Origin of the sequence: Streptomyces sp. H27-D2, assembly GCF_035828615.1 — a bacterium.
GTDB lineage: Bacteria > Actinomycetota > Actinomycetes > Streptomycetales > Streptomycetaceae > Streptomyces.
On record NZ_JAYMZR010000016.1, the window covers coordinates 16,649 to 36,856 of the forward strand.

21 protein-coding genes are annotated in these 20,208 nt (G+C 66.6%); 9 read left to right on the top strand and 12 right to left on the bottom strand.

Annotation, left to right across the window (positions count from 1 at the left end; translation table 11 throughout):
* Positions 1-4 precede the first annotated feature (4 nt).
* The 11 genes from QMK28_RS09275 to QMK28_RS09325 all read right to left on the bottom strand — a co-directional run bounded on the left by QMK28_RS09275 (position 5) and on the right by QMK28_RS09325 (position 8,627).
* Positions 5-1,294, bottom strand: coding sequence for a hypothetical protein (locus tag QMK28_RS09275; protein WP_326436560.1), 1,290 nt, complete (start codon positions 1,292-1,294; stop codon positions 5-7).
* Positions 1,295-1,387: 93 nt separating this feature from the next.
* Entirely contained in the window at positions 1,388-1,705 is a 318-nt protein-coding gene (locus QMK28_RS09280) for a hypothetical protein (RefSeq protein ID WP_326436561.1), read from the bottom strand.
* Positions 1,706-1,782: 77 nt separating this feature from the next.
* Positions 1,783-2,253 carry a pilus assembly protein TadG-related protein gene (locus tag QMK28_RS09285; protein WP_326436562.1) on the bottom strand — a complete coding sequence of 157 codons (471 nt, stop codon included), beginning with the start codon at positions 2,251-2,253 and terminating at the stop codon, positions 1,783-1,785.
* The gene (locus tag QMK28_RS09290) at positions 2,250-2,753 is read right to left on the bottom strand and encodes a TadE family protein (RefSeq protein WP_326436563.1); all 504 of its coding nucleotides are present in this window, start codon (positions 2,751-2,753) and stop codon (positions 2,250-2,252) included. The genes QMK28_RS09285 and QMK28_RS09290 overlap by 4 nt, the downstream gene beginning before the upstream one ends.
* 13 nt (positions 2,754-2,766) lie before the next feature.
* Positions 2,767-3,249 carry a TadE family protein gene (locus QMK28_RS09295; protein ID WP_326436564.1) on the bottom strand — a complete coding sequence of 161 codons (483 nt, stop codon included), beginning with the start codon at positions 3,247-3,249 and terminating at the stop codon, positions 2,767-2,769.
* A gap of 47 nt (positions 3,250-3,296) precedes the next feature.
* Positions 3,297-3,545, bottom strand: coding sequence for a hypothetical protein (locus QMK28_RS09300; RefSeq protein ID WP_326436565.1), 249 nt, complete (start codon positions 3,543-3,545; stop codon positions 3,297-3,299).
* A gap of 105 nt (positions 3,546-3,650) precedes the next feature.
* Positions 3,651-4,574 (bottom strand): type II secretion system F family protein, encoded by a 924-nt coding sequence (locus QMK28_RS09305; protein WP_326436566.1) that lies wholly within the window; start codon positions 4,572-4,574, stop codon positions 3,651-3,653.
* A complete protein-coding gene (locus QMK28_RS09310; protein ID WP_326436567.1) occupies positions 4,571-5,551 on the bottom strand; it encodes a type II secretion system F family protein in 981 nt (326 codons plus the stop codon). The genes QMK28_RS09305 and QMK28_RS09310 overlap by 4 nt, the downstream gene beginning before the upstream one ends.
* A 10-nt stretch (positions 5,552-5,561) precedes the next feature.
* A complete protein-coding gene (locus tag QMK28_RS09315) occupies positions 5,562-6,869 on the bottom strand; it encodes a CpaF family protein (RefSeq protein WP_326436568.1) in 1,308 nt (435 codons plus the stop codon).
* Positions 6,866-7,735, bottom strand: coding sequence for a hypothetical protein (locus QMK28_RS09320; RefSeq protein WP_326436569.1), 870 nt, complete (start codon positions 7,733-7,735; stop codon positions 6,866-6,868). Before QMK28_RS09320 ends, QMK28_RS09315 begins: the two co-directional genes overlap by 4 nt.
* A 97-nt stretch (positions 7,736-7,832) precedes the next feature.
* Positions 7,833-8,627, bottom strand: a complete 795-nt coding sequence (locus tag QMK28_RS09325) for a hypothetical protein (RefSeq protein ID WP_326436570.1) — start codon at positions 8,625-8,627, stop codon at positions 7,833-7,835.
* Between the two features lie 429 nt (positions 8,628-9,056).
* Between QMK28_RS09325 and QMK28_RS09330 the strand changes: the two genes are divergently transcribed.
* From QMK28_RS09330 to QMK28_RS09355, 6 genes are read left to right on the top strand one after another with little or no spacing between them, the layout of a single operon-like run.
* Complete coding sequence (locus QMK28_RS09330; RefSeq protein WP_326436571.1) at positions 9,057-9,719, top strand: hypothetical protein; 663 nt, start codon at positions 9,057-9,059, stop codon at positions 9,717-9,719.
* Positions 9,716-10,753 (top strand): hypothetical protein, encoded by a 1,038-nt coding sequence (locus QMK28_RS09335; protein WP_326436628.1) that lies wholly within the window; start codon positions 9,716-9,718, stop codon positions 10,751-10,753. The genes QMK28_RS09330 and QMK28_RS09335 overlap by 4 nt, the downstream gene beginning before the upstream one ends.
* Before the next feature lie 18 nt (positions 10,754-10,771).
* Positions 10,772-11,080: a hypothetical protein gene (locus QMK28_RS09340; RefSeq protein ID WP_326436572.1), complete on the top strand. Its 309-nt coding sequence runs from the start codon at positions 10,772-10,774 to the stop codon at positions 11,078-11,080.
* Complete coding sequence (locus tag QMK28_RS09345) at positions 11,077-12,348, top strand: putative T7SS-secreted protein (protein ID WP_326436573.1); 1,272 nt, start codon at positions 11,077-11,079, stop codon at positions 12,346-12,348. Before QMK28_RS09340 ends, QMK28_RS09345 begins: the two co-directional genes overlap by 4 nt.
* A gap of 48 nt (positions 12,349-12,396) precedes the next feature.
* Entirely contained in the window at positions 12,397-13,257 is an 861-nt protein-coding gene (locus tag QMK28_RS09350; RefSeq protein ID WP_326436574.1) for a hypothetical protein, read from the top strand.
* Positions 13,258-13,273: 16 nt separating this feature from the next.
* A complete protein-coding gene (locus QMK28_RS09355; RefSeq protein WP_326436575.1) occupies positions 13,274-13,969 on the top strand; it encodes a hypothetical protein in 696 nt (231 codons plus the stop codon).
* 61 nt (positions 13,970-14,030) lie between these two features.
* Here the strand turns inward: QMK28_RS09355 and QMK28_RS09360 are convergent, their stop codons facing one another.
* A complete protein-coding gene (locus tag QMK28_RS09360; protein WP_326436576.1) occupies positions 14,031-14,342 on the bottom strand; it encodes a WXG100 family type VII secretion target in 312 nt (103 codons plus the stop codon).
* A 306-nt stretch (positions 14,343-14,648) separates the two neighbouring features.
* Between QMK28_RS09360 and QMK28_RS09365 the strand changes: the two genes are divergently transcribed.
* The 3 genes from QMK28_RS09365 to QMK28_RS09375 all read left to right on the top strand — a co-directional run bounded on the left by QMK28_RS09365 (position 14,649) and on the right by QMK28_RS09375 (position 20,158).
* A complete protein-coding gene (locus tag QMK28_RS09365) occupies positions 14,649-19,424 on the top strand; it encodes an FtsK/SpoIIIE domain-containing protein (RefSeq protein ID WP_326436577.1) in 4,776 nt (1,591 codons plus the stop codon).
* A gap of 211 nt (positions 19,425-19,635) precedes the next feature.
* A complete protein-coding gene (locus QMK28_RS09370; protein WP_326436578.1) occupies positions 19,636-19,902 on the top strand; it encodes a type II toxin-antitoxin system Phd/YefM family antitoxin in 267 nt (88 codons plus the stop codon).
* The gene (locus tag QMK28_RS09375; protein WP_326436579.1) at positions 19,895-20,158 is read left to right on the top strand and encodes a type II toxin-antitoxin system RelE family toxin; all 264 of its coding nucleotides are present in this window, start codon (positions 19,895-19,897) and stop codon (positions 20,156-20,158) included. The genes QMK28_RS09370 and QMK28_RS09375 overlap by 8 nt, the downstream gene beginning before the upstream one ends.
* The last annotated feature ends 50 nt before the right edge of the window (positions 20,159-20,208 follow it).

A 20,208-nucleotide genomic window follows, 5' to 3' on the forward strand; every position in this document is an offset into this window, starting at 1 on the left:
CTTCTTAGCTCAGCAGTGGATTTACGTTGCTATCGATGGACAACCCACCGCCAGTCACCGCAGTACCCGTACCTGTCAGAATCATGGCCCTTGTAGCGATCTTATTGACGGCCGGAATATCACTCAATTCTTGCGCCGCATATTTCGCACCTTTTAGATCCGAGGCAACGCTTGGATCTGCGATAGAAAATGACCGAAGGGGGCCCATAACGGGTCCGCCGCGACTACGCATCTCATTCCACGACGCCTTGTAGTTGCCAGCCCCAGGCTTAAGCGTCTTAGCGCTACCCAACGTCGCTTTCCACCCATTCAACGTGAGTACATCACTGAATGGCTCTCTCAATGACTTCAGCATGTCTTTCATGCTGATTTTGGAACTCCCTCCAGCAATTTTATTCAGCTTTTTCTCGCTTCTCCGAAACTCCCTCGCCGTAGTGCGGACACCAGGCTTGCCGCCTGCCTTCCGGAGCCGATAAAGCGCCCTCCCCGCAAATTTCCCGGCGATTTTACCAAACGCCTTCCCCACCCCCATCATCAGAAACCCCAACGCAGCAAACCCAAGGTCCATCAAATCAGCCTGCCCCCGACTGAACTGAACCAACGTACAAACAAGGTTCACCAGTGTCGCCACCATGGCAATCGCACCCAGCACACCAGCAAGCGCCTGCCCAATGACCGGAATCCAACCTACAAGCATTGCCGCGATACCACACACCGTGGCAATTTGCGATGTCGCGTCGGCAATCGTTTTGACGAGACTATCCCAAAAACCATCCTTGAGAGAGTCCCCAGAAATCACGCTATCAATCGCCTCGCGCGCCCTCTTGGCTGCCGCATCGCGAATTTTCTTCGCTGCCTCAATCTTCGCTTTAGCAGCCTCGACTTCACCATCAGCCGCATCTCGCTTCTCTTCGAGATGCCCCTTCTTAGACTTCCTCTCGCCCTTGCCGGACAGCCCGTCCAAACTCTTCTCCGCTGCCCCCTTACGCTCATCCGCGTCTTTGGCGTCTTTGAGCGCGGCGTCAGCGATTTCCTGCGCGCGATTCAGATCCGAAGCGTAGTTCGTCGACCGGGCATGCAGCTTGTCCTGATAGCCGCCGCCTGTCTCACCCACTCTGGTGCCCAGCGCATCGGCAGCCGCGTCATACCTCTTGTAGGCGGCCTCCAACTTCCCTACATTTCCCTCGGCCTTCTTACGGAACTCCCGGCCGGCGCCGCTGTCCCACGCATCGACTTCCGCAACCGCTTTGAGGTTCCTGATCTGCTTATTGAGTTCATCGGCAGTCTTTCGCAACTCCTTCCCGAGAGTTGCTACTTGATCCGGGTTCCCCGGAATCGGGTCCCCGTCGGCTACCGGAATCCAGTCGCCTGGCCGTCCCCCCATTACCTACTTCCCTTTCTTGCCCTTCTCGGGTTCCTGAGCCTTACGAATCGCCTGCGCCAATTTACTGTCGATCTCCTCATACGCCTCAGCTGCCGCCTTGGCGATCTTGCCCAAGGCGGCAACCTCCTCCGTCAGCCCCTCGCGGCTGATCTCCCAATTCGATGCGAAATCCTCGAAGGTATCGGCCAAGTCGCTGTCGCCGAAGTCGTCTCCATATTTGTTCGTGAGCTTGGAGAGTCCGTCAAATGCCTTCTTTACATCGTCCAGCCCATTACCCATCCCTCGAATAACACCGAGATCCGCCTTGATTCCATCACCCATTACATGCCCCTCCCGCTTGACGCAAACAAAGAGAAATGCAAATGCATCAGCCAGCGAGCCCACCCCGAACGAAGCGATCAGCCCGTTCGGATCTCGGCCCTGGAGGTGCCGTGCACCGTTATCGCACTGTCGTAGAAGAGACCGGTGAGAACGGGCTTGTAGGTGAGCTGAATCTCGACTTCTACGAAGTCGACATCGGCGGCGAGGCAGTGGGATGCCGCGATGTCGCCGCCCGACATCCCGGTCTCCCGGGCGTAGTCCTGCACGCGGCTGCCGCAGTTGGCGTAGTTGATCGGCGCGGTGCCTCGGCCTTCGTACTGAGCTTCTCTGTCGAGGTCCTGCGCGGCGTATCGCGCCGCCTGCTCGGCGATGTCGGCGGCGCGTTCGCGCTGGGAGATGGACAAACCGCCGTCGATGACGAAGGCGGCCAGTGCCATGAACAGCACCGCGAAGATGATTACGGCCGCTGCCGCCGAACCCCGGTCATCCGGCCGGGCCACGCGGTTCGTGGGACGGGCGGGGAGCCTGAGTACCCACAGCCGAGTCATGCGGACCTCCGGTAGGGGTCGAGGGGCGAACTGGAGCGTCCGGTCAGGTCGGTGGGAATGTCCAGCCCGAGCATGTCAAGACCCCGGATTCGGCAACTGACCTCGATCGTGAAGAGGCCGCCCGGTTCGAATCCCACGCTGGTCTTGCGCACCCTCACATCGCCTGAGCACACATCGGTGAGGTCGGCCTCGGCCGCCTTCCTCGCCTCGCTCATCGCGATACCCGACTCCTTCTGGATCGAACCGGCCCGAGCGGCGTTCCTCGCGGCGCTGTCGACAGCGCCGCGGCCGTCGACAAGCTGCCCGAAAGCCACCAACACCAGGATGAACAAAATCATCACCGGCGCGAGAATCACGACCTCGACAGTGGACAGCCCTTCATCACCGGCGCGTTCGGGGAGCGTGTCGTACGCGTCACCACATTCCGGTGACCGCGTCGTCGACGCCTTCCTCAGATTCTTCTTCGGCTTCTTCGGCGTCTTCGGCTTCTTCGTCGGCATCGGCATCGGTCCGTCAGCCCCCCTCCGTCACGAACCGCTCAACCGGTCCCTGCGACTGCGCGTGCACGGTCAGGTTCAACCCCGGGAAGACCGCGGGCACACTCGCCTCGATCTCCACTCCGACCACGTTCTGTTCCGGCTGGACCGTCTTCACATCGGGCCCGATGAGCAGCGTCGGCCCCAGCTGCTCGATATAGCTGTCGGCCGTCGACTTCGCCTTGCCCTGCCATCCGCCGGGATTCTCATCCGCCATCGCACGAGCCTCCCGCGCGCCCGCCTGGGCCGCAGCCTGGGCCACGTGGTCCGCGAAGAAGTACAGGGCGAACTGCACCGTCGCGAAGATCAGAAAAAACAGCACAGGCGTCAGCAGTACGAATTCGATCGCGGTCATGCCGCTTTCGCTGGTACGTCGACTGCGGTCGCCCACCCCGCTGTCGCCGCGTGCGGCGTCGAGCCTGCGGCGTACGGCGCGGTGCAGCGCATCGGTGCGTCTCATTCTGAAGGTCCCCGTGAGTCCTGCTCAGTTCTGCCCAGTCATTCGGCTCAGCAGGTCCCGCTGGCCTTGGCGCCCGCGATACAGTCGCCGACCTTTTCAGCGCCGCCCTTCAACGCGGTGTTGATGATCGCGGCGACCACACCGACGATCGCCACCACGACCGCCGAGATAATCACCCACTCCACCGCGGAAGCACCGCGGTCCAGCTCGCCGGAGCGAGCGCGCTCGACTCGGCCTCGTAGAAAGGCGAGCAGGAAATCCACGGTGGGACTGCTGAATCGGGGTCCGATGCGCATCGGCCGGATCCTCTCAAGTAGTGGGGGGAAAGTAGTGGGGGAAAAAGCATCCGGACACTGTCTGGCCCCTGTCCGGGGACCGTTTGGAGACTGACTGCGGAAGGATCAGATCTGGAACACGCGCATCGCCGCCGGGAAGATCAGAAAGACCAGAAAACCGGCGCACAGCAGCAGTTGGGCCACCAGCATCGACTGGGACTTCTCGCCCGCGCTGCCCTCGATCTCCGCGAGCTCGCGGTGGCGCATCGTCTCGGCGCGTGAGGCGAGGGACTCCCGTACCTTCGCTCCGTCGTCCGCGACCAACGCCAGCGAACCCGACAGGTCCTTCAGCTCTTCGATGCCCAGTTCCTCGCCGAGCCGGCCGAGCGCGTGCCACTGGCTCAGACCGGTGATCCGGGCGTCCGCTAGGCAGTTGCGTACGCGCTGCATCGCCCAGCCGTCGCTGATCTCAGCGGCTGCCATCAGCGCCTCCGGCAGGCCGCGCCCGCCCGCGAGGTTCATCGAGACCAGGTCCAGATACGCGCCGATGACGCGCCGCAGGTCGCGCCGCTTGTCCGCGGCGTCTCTGCGTACCTCCAGATCCGGCAGCATGAAGAAGACGCCGGCGAAGGCGAGCGCCAGCCAGACCGGGATCACCGGACTGCTGCCGAACCCGAGCGTCCACACGACGACGAAGACCAGCGGTCCGAAGAACAGGCCCATCGCGGCCAGCAGCGCCTTCGTCGCCAGGAACGATTCCCAGCTGCGGCCCAGCACCGCCAGGTCCGCGCGCAGCGACCGCTGCTCCCAGCCCTGTTGCAGGTAGAGGTCCGAGACGCGCACCCCGACGCGCGCGCGGAGCGACCCGAGCCGCCCGCTCTCCGCGTCCGAGCCCCGGTCGGCGGTGCCGGTGTGCACCGCGCCACGCGCCCGCAGCGCGTCGATCTGCGCGACCGTCGCGACCGAGCTGCGCTTCGAGGGCATCAAGGCCCGCACGAGGACGTAGACCCCGAGGCCGAAGATCGCCCCGATCAGCACCATGGCGGTCATCGCGGCACCCCCTCCTGCTGCGGTAGCTGCTGTTGCGGTTGTTGCTGTTGCTGTTGCTGCTCCGCACGCGGCCGTACGAGCGTGACGTGGTCCACGTCCCGGACCAGGAAGCGTTCCGGGGTGTCGATGCTCGACAGCTTGCGCAGCCACCAGAAGCCCATCGCGAACAGCCCGCACACACAGGCCAGGACGAGCTGCCCGACCGCGGTGCCGTACGGCGCGACGAAGTCACGGTTGAAGATGGCCAGGCCGAGCACGAAGGCGATGGAGACGCCGATGACGATCTGGACGCTGCGCCGGGTGCTCGCGCGCTGCGCCATGACCCGCTGCCGCATGTCCACTTCCTCGCGGGCCGACTTGGCGAGCGCGCCGAGCACCTCGCGCAGACCAGGGCCGCGCAGCCGCGAGTTGAGGATGAGGGCGGCGACGATGATGTCGGCGGACGCGTCGTCGATCTCGTCGGCGAGGTGCTGGAGTGCGTCGGGCAGCGGCGTACGGGCGCGCAGCCGGTCCACCAGACCGTCGAGGTGCGGCCGCAGCGCCGGCGCTGCGGCGCGGGCCGAGGCGGGGATGGCCTGCTCCAGGCCCACCGCGCCGGCGATCGTGTCGCGCAGCGACTCCGTCCAGGAGGCGAGGGCCTCGACGCGGCGCATCGCGGCGCGCTCCTCGGCCGCTCCGCCGAAGAGCCGGTCCCAGGCGAAGACGAGGATGCCGGCGGCGACGCCCGCCACGATCCAGCGGGTCAGCAGCAGGACGAGCAGTCCCGCGCCGACCGCGATGGAGCCCCGTCGGCTCGCGAACCGGGCCAGTTCCGCGGCTCGTTCGGTCGCCCTGGCCTTCTCGTGCGCGGGTTTGACGGGCAGGCCGCGCAGCGCCGCGGTGAGCAGCGCGATGCCCCCGCCGACGACGACGCCGCACAGCAGCGCGTACAGCACGGGCAGCGCGAAAATGCCGCCCATGGAAGAGATTCCGTTCATACGGCTCTGCTCATCCCCAGTTCCCGGTCGGACGGTAGCCGTGCGACGCCAGTTCCTCGACGCAGGAGATGGGGGCGTGGGCGACGATGCGCCCGTCGCCGGCCTCCTTGAAGACCTCGCTGGACAGCACCCGCCCGTCGACGCCGTTGACCTCCCGCACCGAGGTGACGGTGCGGCTGAGGCGACCGCCGTTCTGGAAGTTGTTGCGCCGCTCGACGAAGACGACGAAGTTGATCGCGCCGGCGACGAGCATGTGGCTGGCCTCGATGGGCAGCCGCTCGGCCGCTTGGAGCGCGTAGGTGGAGATGCGGTTGAAGACCTGGCCGGAGTTGTTCGCGTGGATGGTCGACAGCGAACCGTCGTTGCCCTGCGACATGGCGTTGAGCATGGTGACGATCTCGTCGCCGAGCACCTCACCGACGATCACCCGGGACGGGTTCATGCGCAGGGACCGGCGCACCAGCTCCGCCATGGTGATCGACCCCTGCCCCTCGGAGTTGGGCAGCCGCTCTTCGAACGCGACGACGTTGGGGTGCAGTTCGGGAAACTGGTCCAGCCCGAGTTCGAGCGCGCGCTCGACGGTGACGAGCCGCTCCTGCGCGGGGATCTCGTTGGCGAGGGCGCGCAGCAGCGTGGTCTTCCCTGAGTTGGTCGCTCCCGCGATCATGACGTTCTTACGGGCGCGCACGGCGCAGGCCAGAAAGTGTCCGATCTCCGGCGTCAGGGTGCCGTTGCCGACCAGGTCCGAGGTGAAGACCTTGCCCATCCGGGCCCGCCGGATGGAGAGCGCGGGACGGCGGGTGACGTCCATGACGGCCGACAGCCGCGAGCCGTCCGGCAGCCGCAGGTCGAGCTGCGGATTGGCGGAGTCGAAGGGGCGCGAGGACAGACCTGAGTAGGCGCCGAGCACCTGGATGAGTTCGACGAGTTCCTCGTCGGTCTCGGCCACCGGCTCGCCGGCCGACTCGCTGCCGTCCGCGTACCCGACGAAGACCTGGTCGCAGCCGTTGATGTCGATGTTCTCGACATCCGGGTCGTCCAGCAGGGGCTGGAGCCTGCCGACGCCGAAGAGGGCGGCGTGCACGGCCGCCGCGTACGCCTCCTCGGTCTCGGCGTCGAGCGGGGCGCGCCCGAGGTTGATCTCGGAGCGCGCGTAGACCTCAAGCAGCTGGGCGATGACGGCGCGGGCGTACTGGCGCTCGTCCTCGCCGGACATGGGAGCGACGCCGGACGCCTGGTCCGTGCGCCGCTGCTCGGAGATACGGTCGCCCGCGTCCTGCCGGAAGCGTTTGACGAGCCCGTGGTCGACCGTGCTCACCGGCCCGCTCCCGGCGGCGCGGAAGGCGGCATGGACGAGGGTACGGAGGGTGCCATGGAGGACGCGGTCCAGGCCGCGCCGAACTGCTGGTGGAGGTCGCCGACGACCTTGCGGGCGGAGCGGATCAGCAGCGACTTCTCCAGCCTGCCGCGCCTGCGGCCGGCCAACTGCTCCGCGCCCGCCGGGTCCTGGGCGAGGACGCCCATCACCCGGGCGCCGGTCTGCGAGGCGACGAGCATGGTGTTGACCTGATCGGCGACGCGGGCGCCGGTTCCCGGGTCGGCGACGAGCAGTACCCCGATCAGCGGGGTGCCGGTCTGGGCCGCGCCGCGCTGGGCGCCGTGCAGCTTGACGGACAGCGCCGCGGCCCGGTCCCGGACGCGGGCGAGGTGCTCCGGCTCCGTACGGCTCAACAGCAGGACGAGCGAAGCCTGCGGGAACATCTCGACCGCGGCCGGGTCGGATCCGATCCTGCCGCAGTCGGCGATCACGTCGGCCGCGCCGTGCGGGGACTCGGCGAGTCCGGCGAAGGCCCGTCCCAGCAGCGGCCACAGACCGCCGAGGCCGGCTGCCTGCTCCGAATTGCCCAGCCCCACCAGGACTTCGAGGCCGCCGGACATCGGCTGCGCGTGGTCCCAGAGCTGCTCGGCGACGAGCCCGCGCCTGGCGGTCGCGGCGAGGGAGAGCATGCCGGTGTTGGGGTCGAGCGGCCCGCCGTGCGCGGCGGTGCTGCGGTATACGAGATCGCCGCCGGCCTGGTCCACCTCGGCCAGCAGTGCGCGACGCGGCCAGACAGCGGAAATCGCGACGGCGGCCGTGGTGACGCCGGGCGATCCCTTGTCGGCGGCGAGTGCGATGAGCGCCATGTCCCCTAAATCCTGAGTGCCTTAAAATCCTGAAGTGCGCTGAGTCGGCTGCCGCTTGAGTCACTCCATGCCGTCCGAGTACTCCAAGCTGTTTGAGCTACTCCGAGCCGCCCGCGCCGCTGGTGCCGCTGGTGCCGTCCGCGCCGCTGGTGCCGCTGGCGCCGACTGCGGGCACCTGCACGACGGCGACCTCGCCGGCGGACGCGGCCTGGGCCAGCGCCTGCGCCTCGTTCTGCTCGACGGTGACGGAGACGGGAAGGTCGCCACTGCTCACGGTGTCCCCGCGGGCAACGGTGACGTCCTGCACCTGCGCCCGCTGCACCAGCAGGTTCGTGGCGCCGCCGGCGCCCCCCGAGGCTCCGGTCGAACCCGGCGTACCGGTCGTCCCCTTGGCGGCGTCCGTACCGACGCGGTAGGCGGCGACGGTGTCGCCCACCTTCAGACTCTTCGGGTACTGGCCTCCCTTGAGGGAGAGACCGACCACGACCTTGCCCTCCGGCAATCCAGCCTTGTCGGTCACCATCGGCCCGACGAGAACCGAGCCTTTGACGATATTCGTGCTGGTCCGGTACTTCGTCGCCATCAGGTCACGCTGCGAATACTTCACATAATCCACACCGGAATCCGCAGCAACCATCACCGATTTCATTGCCGAACTGGGCACGTGTTTTCCGGCCGGCACATCCTGGGTAATCTTCACGACTTCCACACGATCTCCGGCGCGAAGTACGAGAACCGTCGCGCCGAGCGCGCCGACGAGGATGAGCAAAACCGCGAGCGCGGCAAGTGCCGGTTTACGTTCCCGAGGAGCGGAAGGAAGCCTCTCCCCCACCGGCTGAGCGGCCCCAGACCCCCTATGGTTCGCCGCCGCCGTGCGCTCCTGGGTCTTCACGCCACTGCCCCCGCAAGTCATGTCTGAGTTCAGGCATTTATGCCAACGAAGCCCCACCCGCGCGAATTTGGACACTGGATGTGGGACTGTAAACTCTTAGCACCGTATCAGCAGCACATAAGCGCCCTCAAAGCGCCCCGAACCGCGCTACCGATCACGAACCGCTGCCCACGTGACACAACTGCGGCGTGGCCTGGCGCAGCGCCCTTCGCGCCTCGTTCGGGTGAAATCACTTCGCGACAGCGACGCCGCCGCCACCAACCCCCCTGCTCAGCACATGTGTTCGCCGCGCCCGCAGCAGCCAATGACGCCGTCGCCCACGCCCCGCACCAGCAACCCAAGGCGCGGACCAGGCCATCCCGCGGCCAAGACCAGCGACGGTAGCCTCAACCCTTCCGCATATCCGAACCTCATGGGGAGTTGTTACTCATGGCCCGCCACCCCCTGCCCGCCGCCACCGCGCTCATCGCGAGCGCCGCGCTGCTGTTGAGCGCGTGCGGCGGCAGCGACGAAAAACCGAACGACGACGAGAAAATCGTGGGCGCTGAGCATGGCGACAAGCGCTCGGCGTCTCCGGCCGACCCCTCGAGCGCGGGCGAAGACCCGAACGCATCCAAGCGGCCCGAACTGAAGACGGACAAGGACTTCAAGACGGTCTTCGAGGGCTGGACTTCAAAGGATCCGAAGAAGAAGGCCGTCCTGTTGGACGCAAAGTACCAAGTGCTCTCCGTCGACTCAGCAATCTTCAAGCAAGATCCACAGGCACCTGAGGTCGCTTTTTACAACTCAGGCCCTGCCTTGGCATCAGCAAAGGATTGGGTGTCTGGATTCAAGAAGAACCATCACAGCTCGACCGGAACGGCCCGGTACTACGAGCCGCGCATCAAGTTCCTCGCGAAAGACTACGCGACGCTGGCCTACTGTTCCGACGAGAGCAGATCCTTCTCAAAGAATCTTGATACGGGAAAGAAATACGTCACTACGCCTTCCGCTGGCGACTACACATTGTATTCAACTGGCGTCCAGAGGAACAGTGATGGCATCTGGAAGACCACATCACTCTCCCCCCAGGAGGGAAAGTGCCAGCCATGACCCGAGGACGTCGAATTGCAGTCATTCTTGCCCTCACAGCGGCCACTGCAGGTATCTGCCAACCTGCGGCTTACGCTGGCCGGGAGGGCGGCCAGAAACGCGGCAGCACAAAGGGGGAAACTCTGACTGCGAGTGTCACCGAGACAAAGATCAAGATCAGCAGATCCGGCGGCAAATCAGGATCGACTGGCCTCACCTCCACGAACGGAAATTGGACTCCGCCAGTCTGTTGGTATGAACCCGTGGCGACTCCAAAACAGCTGAAATCCTCCGTCGAGAAGATGGACGCATACAGCGACTTCATTCCAGTCGCTCCAGGACTCGAATGGGGCCAAATCACCTTCGAGAAATATCTCGCCAAAAAATCTGAGCTAACCAAATACGACGACTACGCGGTGCCCCAAGAGGGTAAGGGGATGTGGTATAGGGGAGTAATTAACCCCAACCGTGAAGACGAAGCGGAAGTGGATTCCTGTAGTAATATCCTGTTCTTCGTTCCCGATGGAGCCAAGCCCAAAGCCCCCGAAATGGTAAGCCCCGAGATCCTCGCCGGTTACGCCTACGACGAGATCCGCGTGCCGGACACCAAGGCCAAGATGAAGCCGGACGGCAAACAGACCGTCAATCTTCCGACGTGGATCTGGCTGGATAAAGCAAAGTTCCAGCCAGTAAAGGCCAAAGCGACCCTTCCCGGTACCGGACTGTGGGCAGAAACCACCGCTACCCCAGTCAGCCTGCATATCGACCCCGGAACCAAGGACGCCAAAGCCTTCCCCACCTCCGGCGACTGCCCCATCAACAAGGACGGCAGTATCGGCACCCCCTACGCCAAGGGCAAGGCCAACCAGGATCCACCCTGCGGCGTGAGCTACCTACGCGCCACAACCAACACCCCACCGCACAAACTCAAGGCGACCCTAACTTGGGAAATCTCTTGGAAGGGCTCCGGCGACACCGGAGACACCCTCCCGAATGGCACCTTCGGCACCACCACTGACGTCACCGTCCAAGAACACCAGGCCGTCAACCGCTGAGGGGATCCGGACCGCGATATGAGTGACATACGCCTCGAAGGCACGATCTTCGAGGACCTGAGGAAGACGTTTTCCACGGTCAGTGACCGCATGGCTGCTACGCGGCGCACCCTGCGCGGCACCGACGGCTCGGCCGTGGGCGCCGCCGGGCTCATCGAGGACGTCCACGAGTTCGCTGACGAGTGGAGCTACGGCATCAAGCAGCTCGGCGAGCACACCGACAACGCGGTCAAGATGATCGACAAGATCGACGACGCCTTCGGCAAGCTGGACCTGGATCTCGCCGAATCCCTCAAGCCCGCCAAGTCCGCCAAGAAGGGGAAGTGACGGGCGAACGGCGATCCTTCCCGCGCATCGGTTGGAACCCCGCCCCCGGCGACGTGGAACAGACCCGGGACCTGGGCAAGAAGCTCGGCGGCTTGGCCACCGAACTGGGGACGGCCCTGCGGGAGCTGGAGCAGATCGAGGCCGGAGCATGGAAGGGAAAAGCCGCCGTCGCCTTCACCGAGTACGTCTCGGAGGACGTCGCACCGCTGATCAAGAAGAGCCACGAGTCGTTCGAGAAGGCGTCCGGGGCGCTGCACCGGTGGGCCAGGGAATTGCAGGGCTTCCAGGACGAGGCGGACCGGCTGGAGAAATCCGTCGGCAAGAAACTCGACGCCCTCGCGGACGCCAACGCAAAGGGACCGAGCACGGAAGTCGGCGAAGCATCCGGGGCCGTCAACGAGGTCACCGGCCAGGTCGATGACCTGGAGGTGCGCTACAAACGTGCGGCCGGGCTCATCAGCAAGGATCTCGACAAGGCCACCGACATCGCGCCGGACGAACCCAACTTCTGGGAAAAGCTCCTGGACGACGTCGAGGATACCTGGGACGCCACGGCCAAGTGGGTCGAGGAGCACGCCGGCACGATCGCGCTGATCGGCGATCTGCTCAGTGACCTGACCGGCATCCTGGCTGTGCTGGCCATCGTCACCCTGCCCTTTCCACCGCTCAGTGCCATCTTCGGGGCAGCTGCCCTGATCACCAGTGGGCTCGCTCTGTTGTCGCACTCGATCGCCAAGGCCGCGGGTGCCGATGTGAGTTGGCAGTCGATCGGGCTGGACGCGGTCGGGTTGCTGCCGGGGATCGGTGCCTTCGGCAAGGGAGTGAAATTGGCGGAGGGTGCGAACCTTTCGGCGAAGGCTGCCGAGTTCGGCAAAGGATTCAGCGGCGTCGCCGTCAGCGGCGCGCGCAATCTCGTCGCCTTCGGAGAGGCCGGAGGCAACGTGGCAGGTGGGCATAAAATCACAGCCCTCGGTATGAGGGTTACCCTGTGGGGGAGCAAGAACATTGGTCTGATCAGCCACGAGAGCGGGACAATGAGCCGCCTCGCCGGCATCGCCAACAAGGGCTACCACCAGGGGCAATTGATCGGCACCAAGGGCTTGAAGTTGATCAGCGGTGGGCATGCGGCCATCAACCCTCTGGGCAATGCAGGCAGGGCCCTGGACGCGGGCTTCAAGATCGCTCCCAAGCTGGTCAGTATTCCCCAGCACATCGGAGAAGCCGTCAACCCTGGCGACCGCTTCCACCAAGCCGCAACCTCGCACTGAAAGCCGACACTCATGACGTCATGGAAACCAGCATCTGGCGAAACCCTCATGTCCCGCAGCCAGATCGCCTTTGCAACCGGTATGGCCGCGCCCGTCTCCGGGAAGCGCTGGTTCCGCGACACTGAGCGCAACGATATCCAACACGAGCTTCCTGGGTGGCCCGAAGGGGCCAGGTTCGCTGTCCGCACCAAACCCGAGCCTCGTGCCCGAAAAGCCGCGAGGTTCGGGCTGCGCTCCCTGTTCGTCTTGATCGTTGGCGGCCTGGAAACACTTGCCGGATCCGGAAGCATCGTTGACGGTGGGTCTTCAGTGCCCAGGCGCCCCGAAGAGCCCGCCAACGAGGTCGAGGACTTCCCCGTGATGTGGGGGGCCCGCGGCACCATCGCCCGTACGCTCCCCTGGCAGCTCGACCCTGGGCGCTGTTCCAAAGACTTCCGCACCCACGCCATTGTTACCGACCGCCGTGTTCTGATCCTCGCTTACTCCGACCCGAATTCTCCCCAGGACGAAGTCCTCTGGGAGATCGAACGAAGCTTGATCGATAAGGTTGAGGAGAAAAAGTACAGCAAGGACGGAACGGATGTCACTGTCCAGTTTACGGATGGCTCATGGTGTCGGTTCTCCGCCTCTGGCTCGAACCCATTTTGGACTCTCCCCAGATACTTGGCCCATACGGTCGAATTGATCTCGCCTGGCGAACTGGCACCAGGGCAAAAGCTCGCAGTCTCCTCCCTAGCCGCGCGGCATTCGATTGTTGCGAAACCTGTGGTGACCCGCCGTCCGAGCGGTAATTATCTCATCGACTTCCCGACTGAGGAAACATCCGAGCAGCCCAAAGGAGGTTGGTCAGTATTCAAAGCGATGGGCTCAGGCGGCGAAGACGTGCGATTCAAGCCCGGTGACTTCTGATCGGAATGACAATTCCATGACCGCCCCCACCTCCGCTGGCACCACCTCCGGCGACAGCGGCATACCTCCCCTGTCGTTCACCGCCCCCGACGGATTTCAGACCCTCCCCCTCGCAGCCACCCCCGAGGAACGCACGGTCCTCGCCGACACCTTCGTACGGGAGCTGTACTCCAATGGCGACGAATCGCTCTGGACTCCGGCTGCCCCCTACTACGCCGCGATCGCCGAGTTCATGGGCGACAACGGCCTCAGCTACTCCGCGATGGGGCTCTTCGCCGATGACGCAGGCGGGGTCGCGCAGTGCGCCTTCACAGTCGCCGCCATCGACACCGACCACTCCGACCCCGAGGTCGCTGCCCACGGCATCCAGCAGGTTCTGGCCCACGATCCACTCAACGACGCTCGCTGGCTTGACCTACCCTGCGGACCTGCGGTTTCCTGCATCACCCTGCGGGAATTCGTCCTTGGATCCGAGCTCACGGCTAGCGGAGAGGGGTCCAAGCTGCTCACCGGCCAGATCCAGGCTCACGTCCCGTTTCCGGCCGGACCGTACACGGCGGTCTTCACGCTCTACACCGCGTCCATCAACTACTGGAGCGAGTTCTGCGACATGACCGCAGCCATCCTCCACACGGTGTCATTCGCCGACCTCGCGCCAATCGACCGCCTTACATCTTCACAGGGCCGAGGAAAGGACGTTTTCAGATGCTAGCCCTGGTGGGGTGGCGCGCCGCAGCACACCACCCCACCAGGCCCGTACGCACAAAGCCACGTCAGTGCTTCTTGATGCCCTTTTCCAGGTGGTCATCGAGCGCCTGGAACGCCTTGGCCGCCTTCTTCAGGAAGGTGGCCATGCCCTCAAGGCCCTCGATAGCCTCCTTGGCGCCCTTCGTGAATGCGGTGTAGGACTCGTCGAACGCCTTCGACGCCTTCTCGGTAACGAAGCCGTCCGTGAGCAGATCGTCCACGAACTTCTGTGCGTCGTCGAGCTTTTCGTCAATGTGCTTCTTCTGCTCCGTCAACTGCTTGGACTTGCTCGTCATCGTCTCAAAAGTGATGGCGACGTCGCCTTTGCCGGCTCCCATGAGGCTCCCCTTCGTTCAGACCTACCGCAGGGCCGTCCCCCGTGGTTCTGGCGAGGCGGGCGGTGTAATGGCCCGCCTTGCCAGGCACCTTACGGGCGGGGGCTATCGGGAGCACATTTGTGGATCCGGGCCCTACTCGCAGCCATCGCACAGACATCGCACAGCCCTCAGGCCATGTCCGACCGGCTCGCACTCGGCAGCCCCGGCCCTATGCCCATGGCCGACTACCCATACGCGGCGGTTATCGTCCATGGTCACTGAGGTTCGCGTTCCGGAGCGGGCCTCGGCAGCTCCTGGAGGAGGATCGTGCGCCTGACGCTCACCGTCATCGACCCGTTCGGCAATGTCGGCGCCGATGTCGTTCTTGACGCCGATCCCGAATCGCAAGTCAGAGATCTGACAAGTGAGTTGGCGCGTCACGTCGAACAGAGCGGCGGCGCCCGGATAATCCCCATCGGGAGCCAGCGGGGCGCCGGGAGCACCGGAACGGCAATCAACGGCGGACCCGGCAGAGAAGGTTCGCCACCGCCCCTGCTGTACGTGGACGGCTTCGCCCTCGACCCCACCCGTACGATCGCCGCCTCGCCGCTTCGCGACGGCGCGGTCGTGAGTCTCCACGACCCGGCCGGCTGTCTGCCGGGCGAACCGGTCGGGCTCGTCGAGCTGCGGGTCGCGGGCGGCCCGGGGGCCGGGGCCGTGCACCGAATCGGCATCGGGCGCTACGACATCGGACGCGGCGACACCGCGTACGCCCGAATCGACGACCCCGAGCTGCCCGACCGGGCCCTCACCCTCTCCGTCGCGGCGGACGGCGCCTGCCGGCTCACCGTCCACACGAAGCAGGAAGTGTCCCTGGACGGCGAGCCGCTCGGCGGGAACGACGGAAGGGACCGGAAGGACGGAAAGGACCGGAAGGGCGAGAAGGACCGGGAGGACGGCAAGGACCCGGCGGACCGAGCGGGCCGTGCCGACGACGGCACCTGGCCGCTCGGCGCCCAAGTCTCCGTCGCCAACACACTCCTCGAACTCACCCGGTACACACCCCCGAACGCCGCGCTCAAATGGTCCGACGACGGCGCGGGCCTGGACTACAACCGTCCGCCCCGACTGCGCCCGAAGGACCGCACCACGCAATTCCGGCTGCCTTCGCCGCCCAACGAGAACGAGCAGCGTCCGCTGCCCTGGCTGATGGCGTTCATGCCGCTGGTGGCGGCGGTGACCATGGCCGTGGTCATGGACCGCTGGTACTACCTGATCATGGCCGTGATGAGCCCGATCATGCTCTTCGCCAACTTCTTCATGGACAAGCGGCTCGGACGCAAGTCGTACGCCAAGCAGCTCGCGGAGTACAAGGAGCACAAGGCCCGGATCGAGAAGGACGCCCGGGAGGCGCTCGTCGCCGAGCGGGTCGACCGGCGGTTCGCCTTCCCGGACCCCGCCACGGTCCTGAACGTCGGCACCGGCCCCCGGACCCGGCTGTGGGAACGACGCCGTGTCGACAAGGACCACCTGCTGCTGCGCGTCGGCACCGGACAGCTGCCGTCGGAGGTCGTGCTCGACGACCCCGAGCAGGACGACCACCGCCGCCAGGTCACCTGGCAGATCGAGGACGCGCCGGTCGCGCTGCCGCTGCGTACGCTCGGAGTGGTCGGCTTCGCCGGACCGGGCGACGCGGCCCGCTCGCTCGGCCGGTGGGTCATGGCGCAGGCCGCGGTGCTGCACAGCCCGATGGACGTGCAGTTCTACGTGCTCACCGAGACCCTGGCCAGGGAGAGTTGGGACTGGGTCCGCTGGCTGCCGCACTGCCGCCCCAACGGCGGGAACGACACCAACGCGCTGATCGGCACGGACGCCGAGACCGTCGGCGCCCGCATCGGCGAGCTGACCCAGATCCTCGACGCCCGGCTCAAGGCGGCGAAGGAGGCGGGAGGACGCGAGGGCGCGAGATTCTCGGATCCGGACCTCGTCGTCGTCTGGGACGGCTCGCGCCGGCTGCGCTCGATGCCCGGCGTCGTACGGCTGCTGCGCGAGGGCCCCGCGGTGTCGATGTACGCGGTGTGCCTCGACTCGGAGGAGCGGTTCCTGCCCGGCGAGTGCCAGGCCGTCGTGGTCGCCGAGCCCCGGCCCGAGGACCACGACACGGGCGGCCACCCGGGGCAGCCCACCGGGCAGCAGTCCACGGCCCCGGGGCAGCAGCCAGGCCAGGCCGCCCAGCCCGGCCAGCAGCCCCCCGGCGGCTTCCCCGCCTTCCCCTCCTTCCAGGCATGGCACGCCCCGGCAGCCGGCCCCACCGGCTCCGCGGCGGAAGGCGAGCCGGGCGCCCCCCGGCTGCGTCTGCGCGTCGAGGAGACCGACGCCGAGCGAGTGGACGGCGTACGGCCCGACTTCGTCTCGCCGGCCTGGTGCGCCCGGCTGGCCCGCGCGCTGGCGCCGCTGCGCGACATCAGCGGCGAGAGCGAGGACTCCATCCTGCCGTCCGCCAGCCGGCTGCTGGACGTCATCGACCTCGAACCCCCGACGGGCGACGCGGTCGCCGCGCGCTGGCGGCTGAGCGGACAGTCGACGACGGCGATCATCGGCGAGTCGTACGACGGCCCCTTCGGCATCGACCTCCGGCGGGACGGACCGCACGGGCTCATCGCCGGAACCACCGGCTCCGGTAAGTCGGAGCTGCTGCAGACGATCGTCGCCTCGCTGGCGGTCGCCAACACTCCCGAGTCGATGACCTTCGTACTCATCGACTACAAGGGCGGATCGGCGTTCAAGGACTGTGTGCAGCTTCCGCACACGGTCGGCATGGTCACCGACCTCGACGCGCACCTCGTCGAGCGAGCCCTGGAGTCCCTGGGGGCCGAGCTCAAGCGGCGCGAGCACATCCTCGCCGACGCCGGAGCCAAGGACATCGAGGACTACCAGGACCTGATGCGCCGCGACCCCTCGCACGCACCGCTCCCCCGGCTGCTCATCGTCATCGACGAATTCGCGTCCATGGTCCGTGACCTGCCCGACTTCGTCGCCGGCCTGGTCAACATCGCCCAGCGAGGCCGTTCGCTCGGCATTCACCTGCTGCTCGCCACCCAGCGGCCGAGCGGTGTCGTCTCCCCCGAGATCCGCGCCAACACCAACCTCCGGATCGCGCTGCGCGTCACCGACGCGGGCGAGTCCAGCGACGTCATCGACGCGCCCGAGGCCGGCCGGATCTCCAAGTCCACGCCTGGGCGCGCCTACGTACGGCTGGGGCACGCCTCGCTCGTGCCCTTCCAGTCGGGCCGCGTCGGCGGCCGGCGGCCGGGCGCCGCGGACCCGCGGACCGAGGCGCCCTGGGCCGGCCGGCTCGACTGGCAGGAGCTGGGGCGCACCGCGCTCAAACGCCCCGCCTCGGCCGCCCGCGAGGACGAGCCGATCACCGACCTGAAGGTGCTCGTCGACGCCGTACGGGAAGCGAACGACCGCCTCGCCATCCCCGCGCAGCACAGCCCGTGGCTGCCTGCCCTCGACGACGCCCTGATGCTGGACGCCATCTTGGCCGTACGGGGCGCGGGCTCGCCGTCAGCCGCCTCGCTGCCCCCCGCCCCGTACGGCGTCGAGGACCTGCCGGCCGACCAGGCCCGCCGTCCCGTCGCCGTGGACTTCGCGACCTTCGGGCACCTGCTCGTCGGCGGCGCCCCGCGCAGCGGCCGCTCGCAGCTGCTGCGGACGATCGCCGGTTCGCTGGCCCGTACCCATTCGGTCGCCGACGTCCATCTGTACGGCATCGACTGCGGCAACGGCGCGCTCAACGCCCTGACGCGGCTGCCGCACTGCGGCGCGGTGATCGGACGCGCGCAGACGGAGCGGGTCGTCCGGTTCATCGGCAGGCTCAAGTCGGAGCTGACCCGCCGTCAGGAGATCCTCGCCGACGACAGCTTCGCGGACATCGGCGAACAGCGGGCGTCGGCCGCCGAGCATCAGCGGCTTCCGCACATCGTGGTGCTCCTGGACCGCTGGGAGGGCTGGCTGCCGACCCTGGGCGAGCTGAATCACGGCGAGCTGACGGACGAGTTGATGGCGCTCATCCGGGAGGGCGCGAGCGTCGGCATTCATGTGGTGATCACCGGTGACCGCCAGCTGCTCATCGGCCGCATGGGATCGCTGACCGAGGACAAGTACGCGCTCAGGCTCCAGGACCGCTCGGACTTCTCGATGATCGGCATCAGCGCCCAGAAGGTGCCCGAGGAGATCCCACCGGGCCGGGCCTTCAAGAACGAGACCGGTACCGAGACCCAGTTCGCCCTGCTCAGCGACGACCTCACCGGACAGGGCCAGGCGGCGGCGCTGACGGCCATCGGCGCGGCGGCGGCCACCCGGGACGCCGCGGTGCCGCGCGCACAGCGGCCTTTCCGGGTCGACGTCCTGCCGGCCCGCATCTCCTTCACCGACGCCTGGGAGCTGCGCGACCCCGAACTGTCACGCTCCCCGCTGTGGAGCCTGGTGGGGATCGGCGGCGACGAGCTGAACGGCTACGGACCCGACCTCGCGGACGGCGTACCCGCGTTCATCATCGCCGGCCCGGCGAAATCCGGCCGCAGCACCATCCTGCTGAACATGGCCCGCTCCTACCTCGCCCAAGGCGTACGCGTCGTACTGGCCGCCCCCCGCCCCTCGCCGCTGCGCCGACTCGAAGGAACGGACGGCGTGTTGAAGGTCTTCACCGGAGAGGACATCGTCGACGACGACCTCGACGCACTCATGGACACGGCCACGCCCGACAGCCCGGTGGTGGTGCTGGTCGACGACGCAGAACTGCTGAGAGACTGCGACGCCGCCTCGGAGCTCAAGCGCATCGTCACCCGAGGCACCGACAACGGCCTGGCGCTGGTCCTCGCGGGCGACGAGGAGGAGATCGCCTCCGGATTCAGCGGCTGGCAGGTCGAGGCGAAGAAGTCGCGCCGCGGCATTCTGCTCTCACCGCAGGACGCGTCCAGCGGCGGGCTCATCGGTATCCGTACGACGCGCAGCATGGTGGGCGACCCCGTCGCGCCGGGCAAGGGGCTTCTGCACCTCGGGAGCGGGGAGCCGCTGACGGTTACTACGCCGATGTGATGGCTGGGGCGAGTGACCGACCAGGTCGGATACCGAAGTCAGCACGGGATCGGGCACGGGATCGGGCACGGGATCGGGCACGGGATCGGCACGGGATCGGCACGGGCAGCAGCCGTGGCAGCAGCGATCAGTAGTGGTAGCGGGCTGCGAGAGTGTGGGGACACCCATAGGCACGTTGTGTACACCCTGAACACCCGGTACCTTTGAGCGCATGACGCAGATGCCCATAGAGTCCATCCGTGACGTCCGTGCCCACCTCGCCGAAGTCGTCGAACGGGCCGATCGCGACGACCAGCCCACCGTCATCACACGGCGAGGAAGGGAAGTCGCCGCCGTCGTCTCGATCGACGTCCTGCGCAAGTACCAGCAGTGGGAAGAGCGCGAGATCAACCGCATCATCGACGAGCGCATGGCGACCGGCTCGGCTGGCGTCCCCATCGAGGACGTCATGAAGGAGACTCGGGCGCGCAGTGAGTGAGTACCGCACCGTCTTCCGGCCCGAGGCCCAGGCCGAGCTGCGCAAAGTCCCCCGCGACATGGCGCTGCGCATCCTCGCCAAGCTGACGGAGCTGGAGAGCGACCCGCTCGGGTTCAGCACCACGGCGCTCGTGTCCCAACCCGAACGCCGTCGCCTCCGGGTCGGCGACTACCGCGTGATCTACACCCTCGACGGCGGCGAGCTGGTCGTGTGGGTCGTTCATGTCGGACACCGCTCGACGGTCCATGACACGTGAGATCCCATGCGGCAACGGGGAACCCAGCGATCCGCCTCCGATGAGGTGGA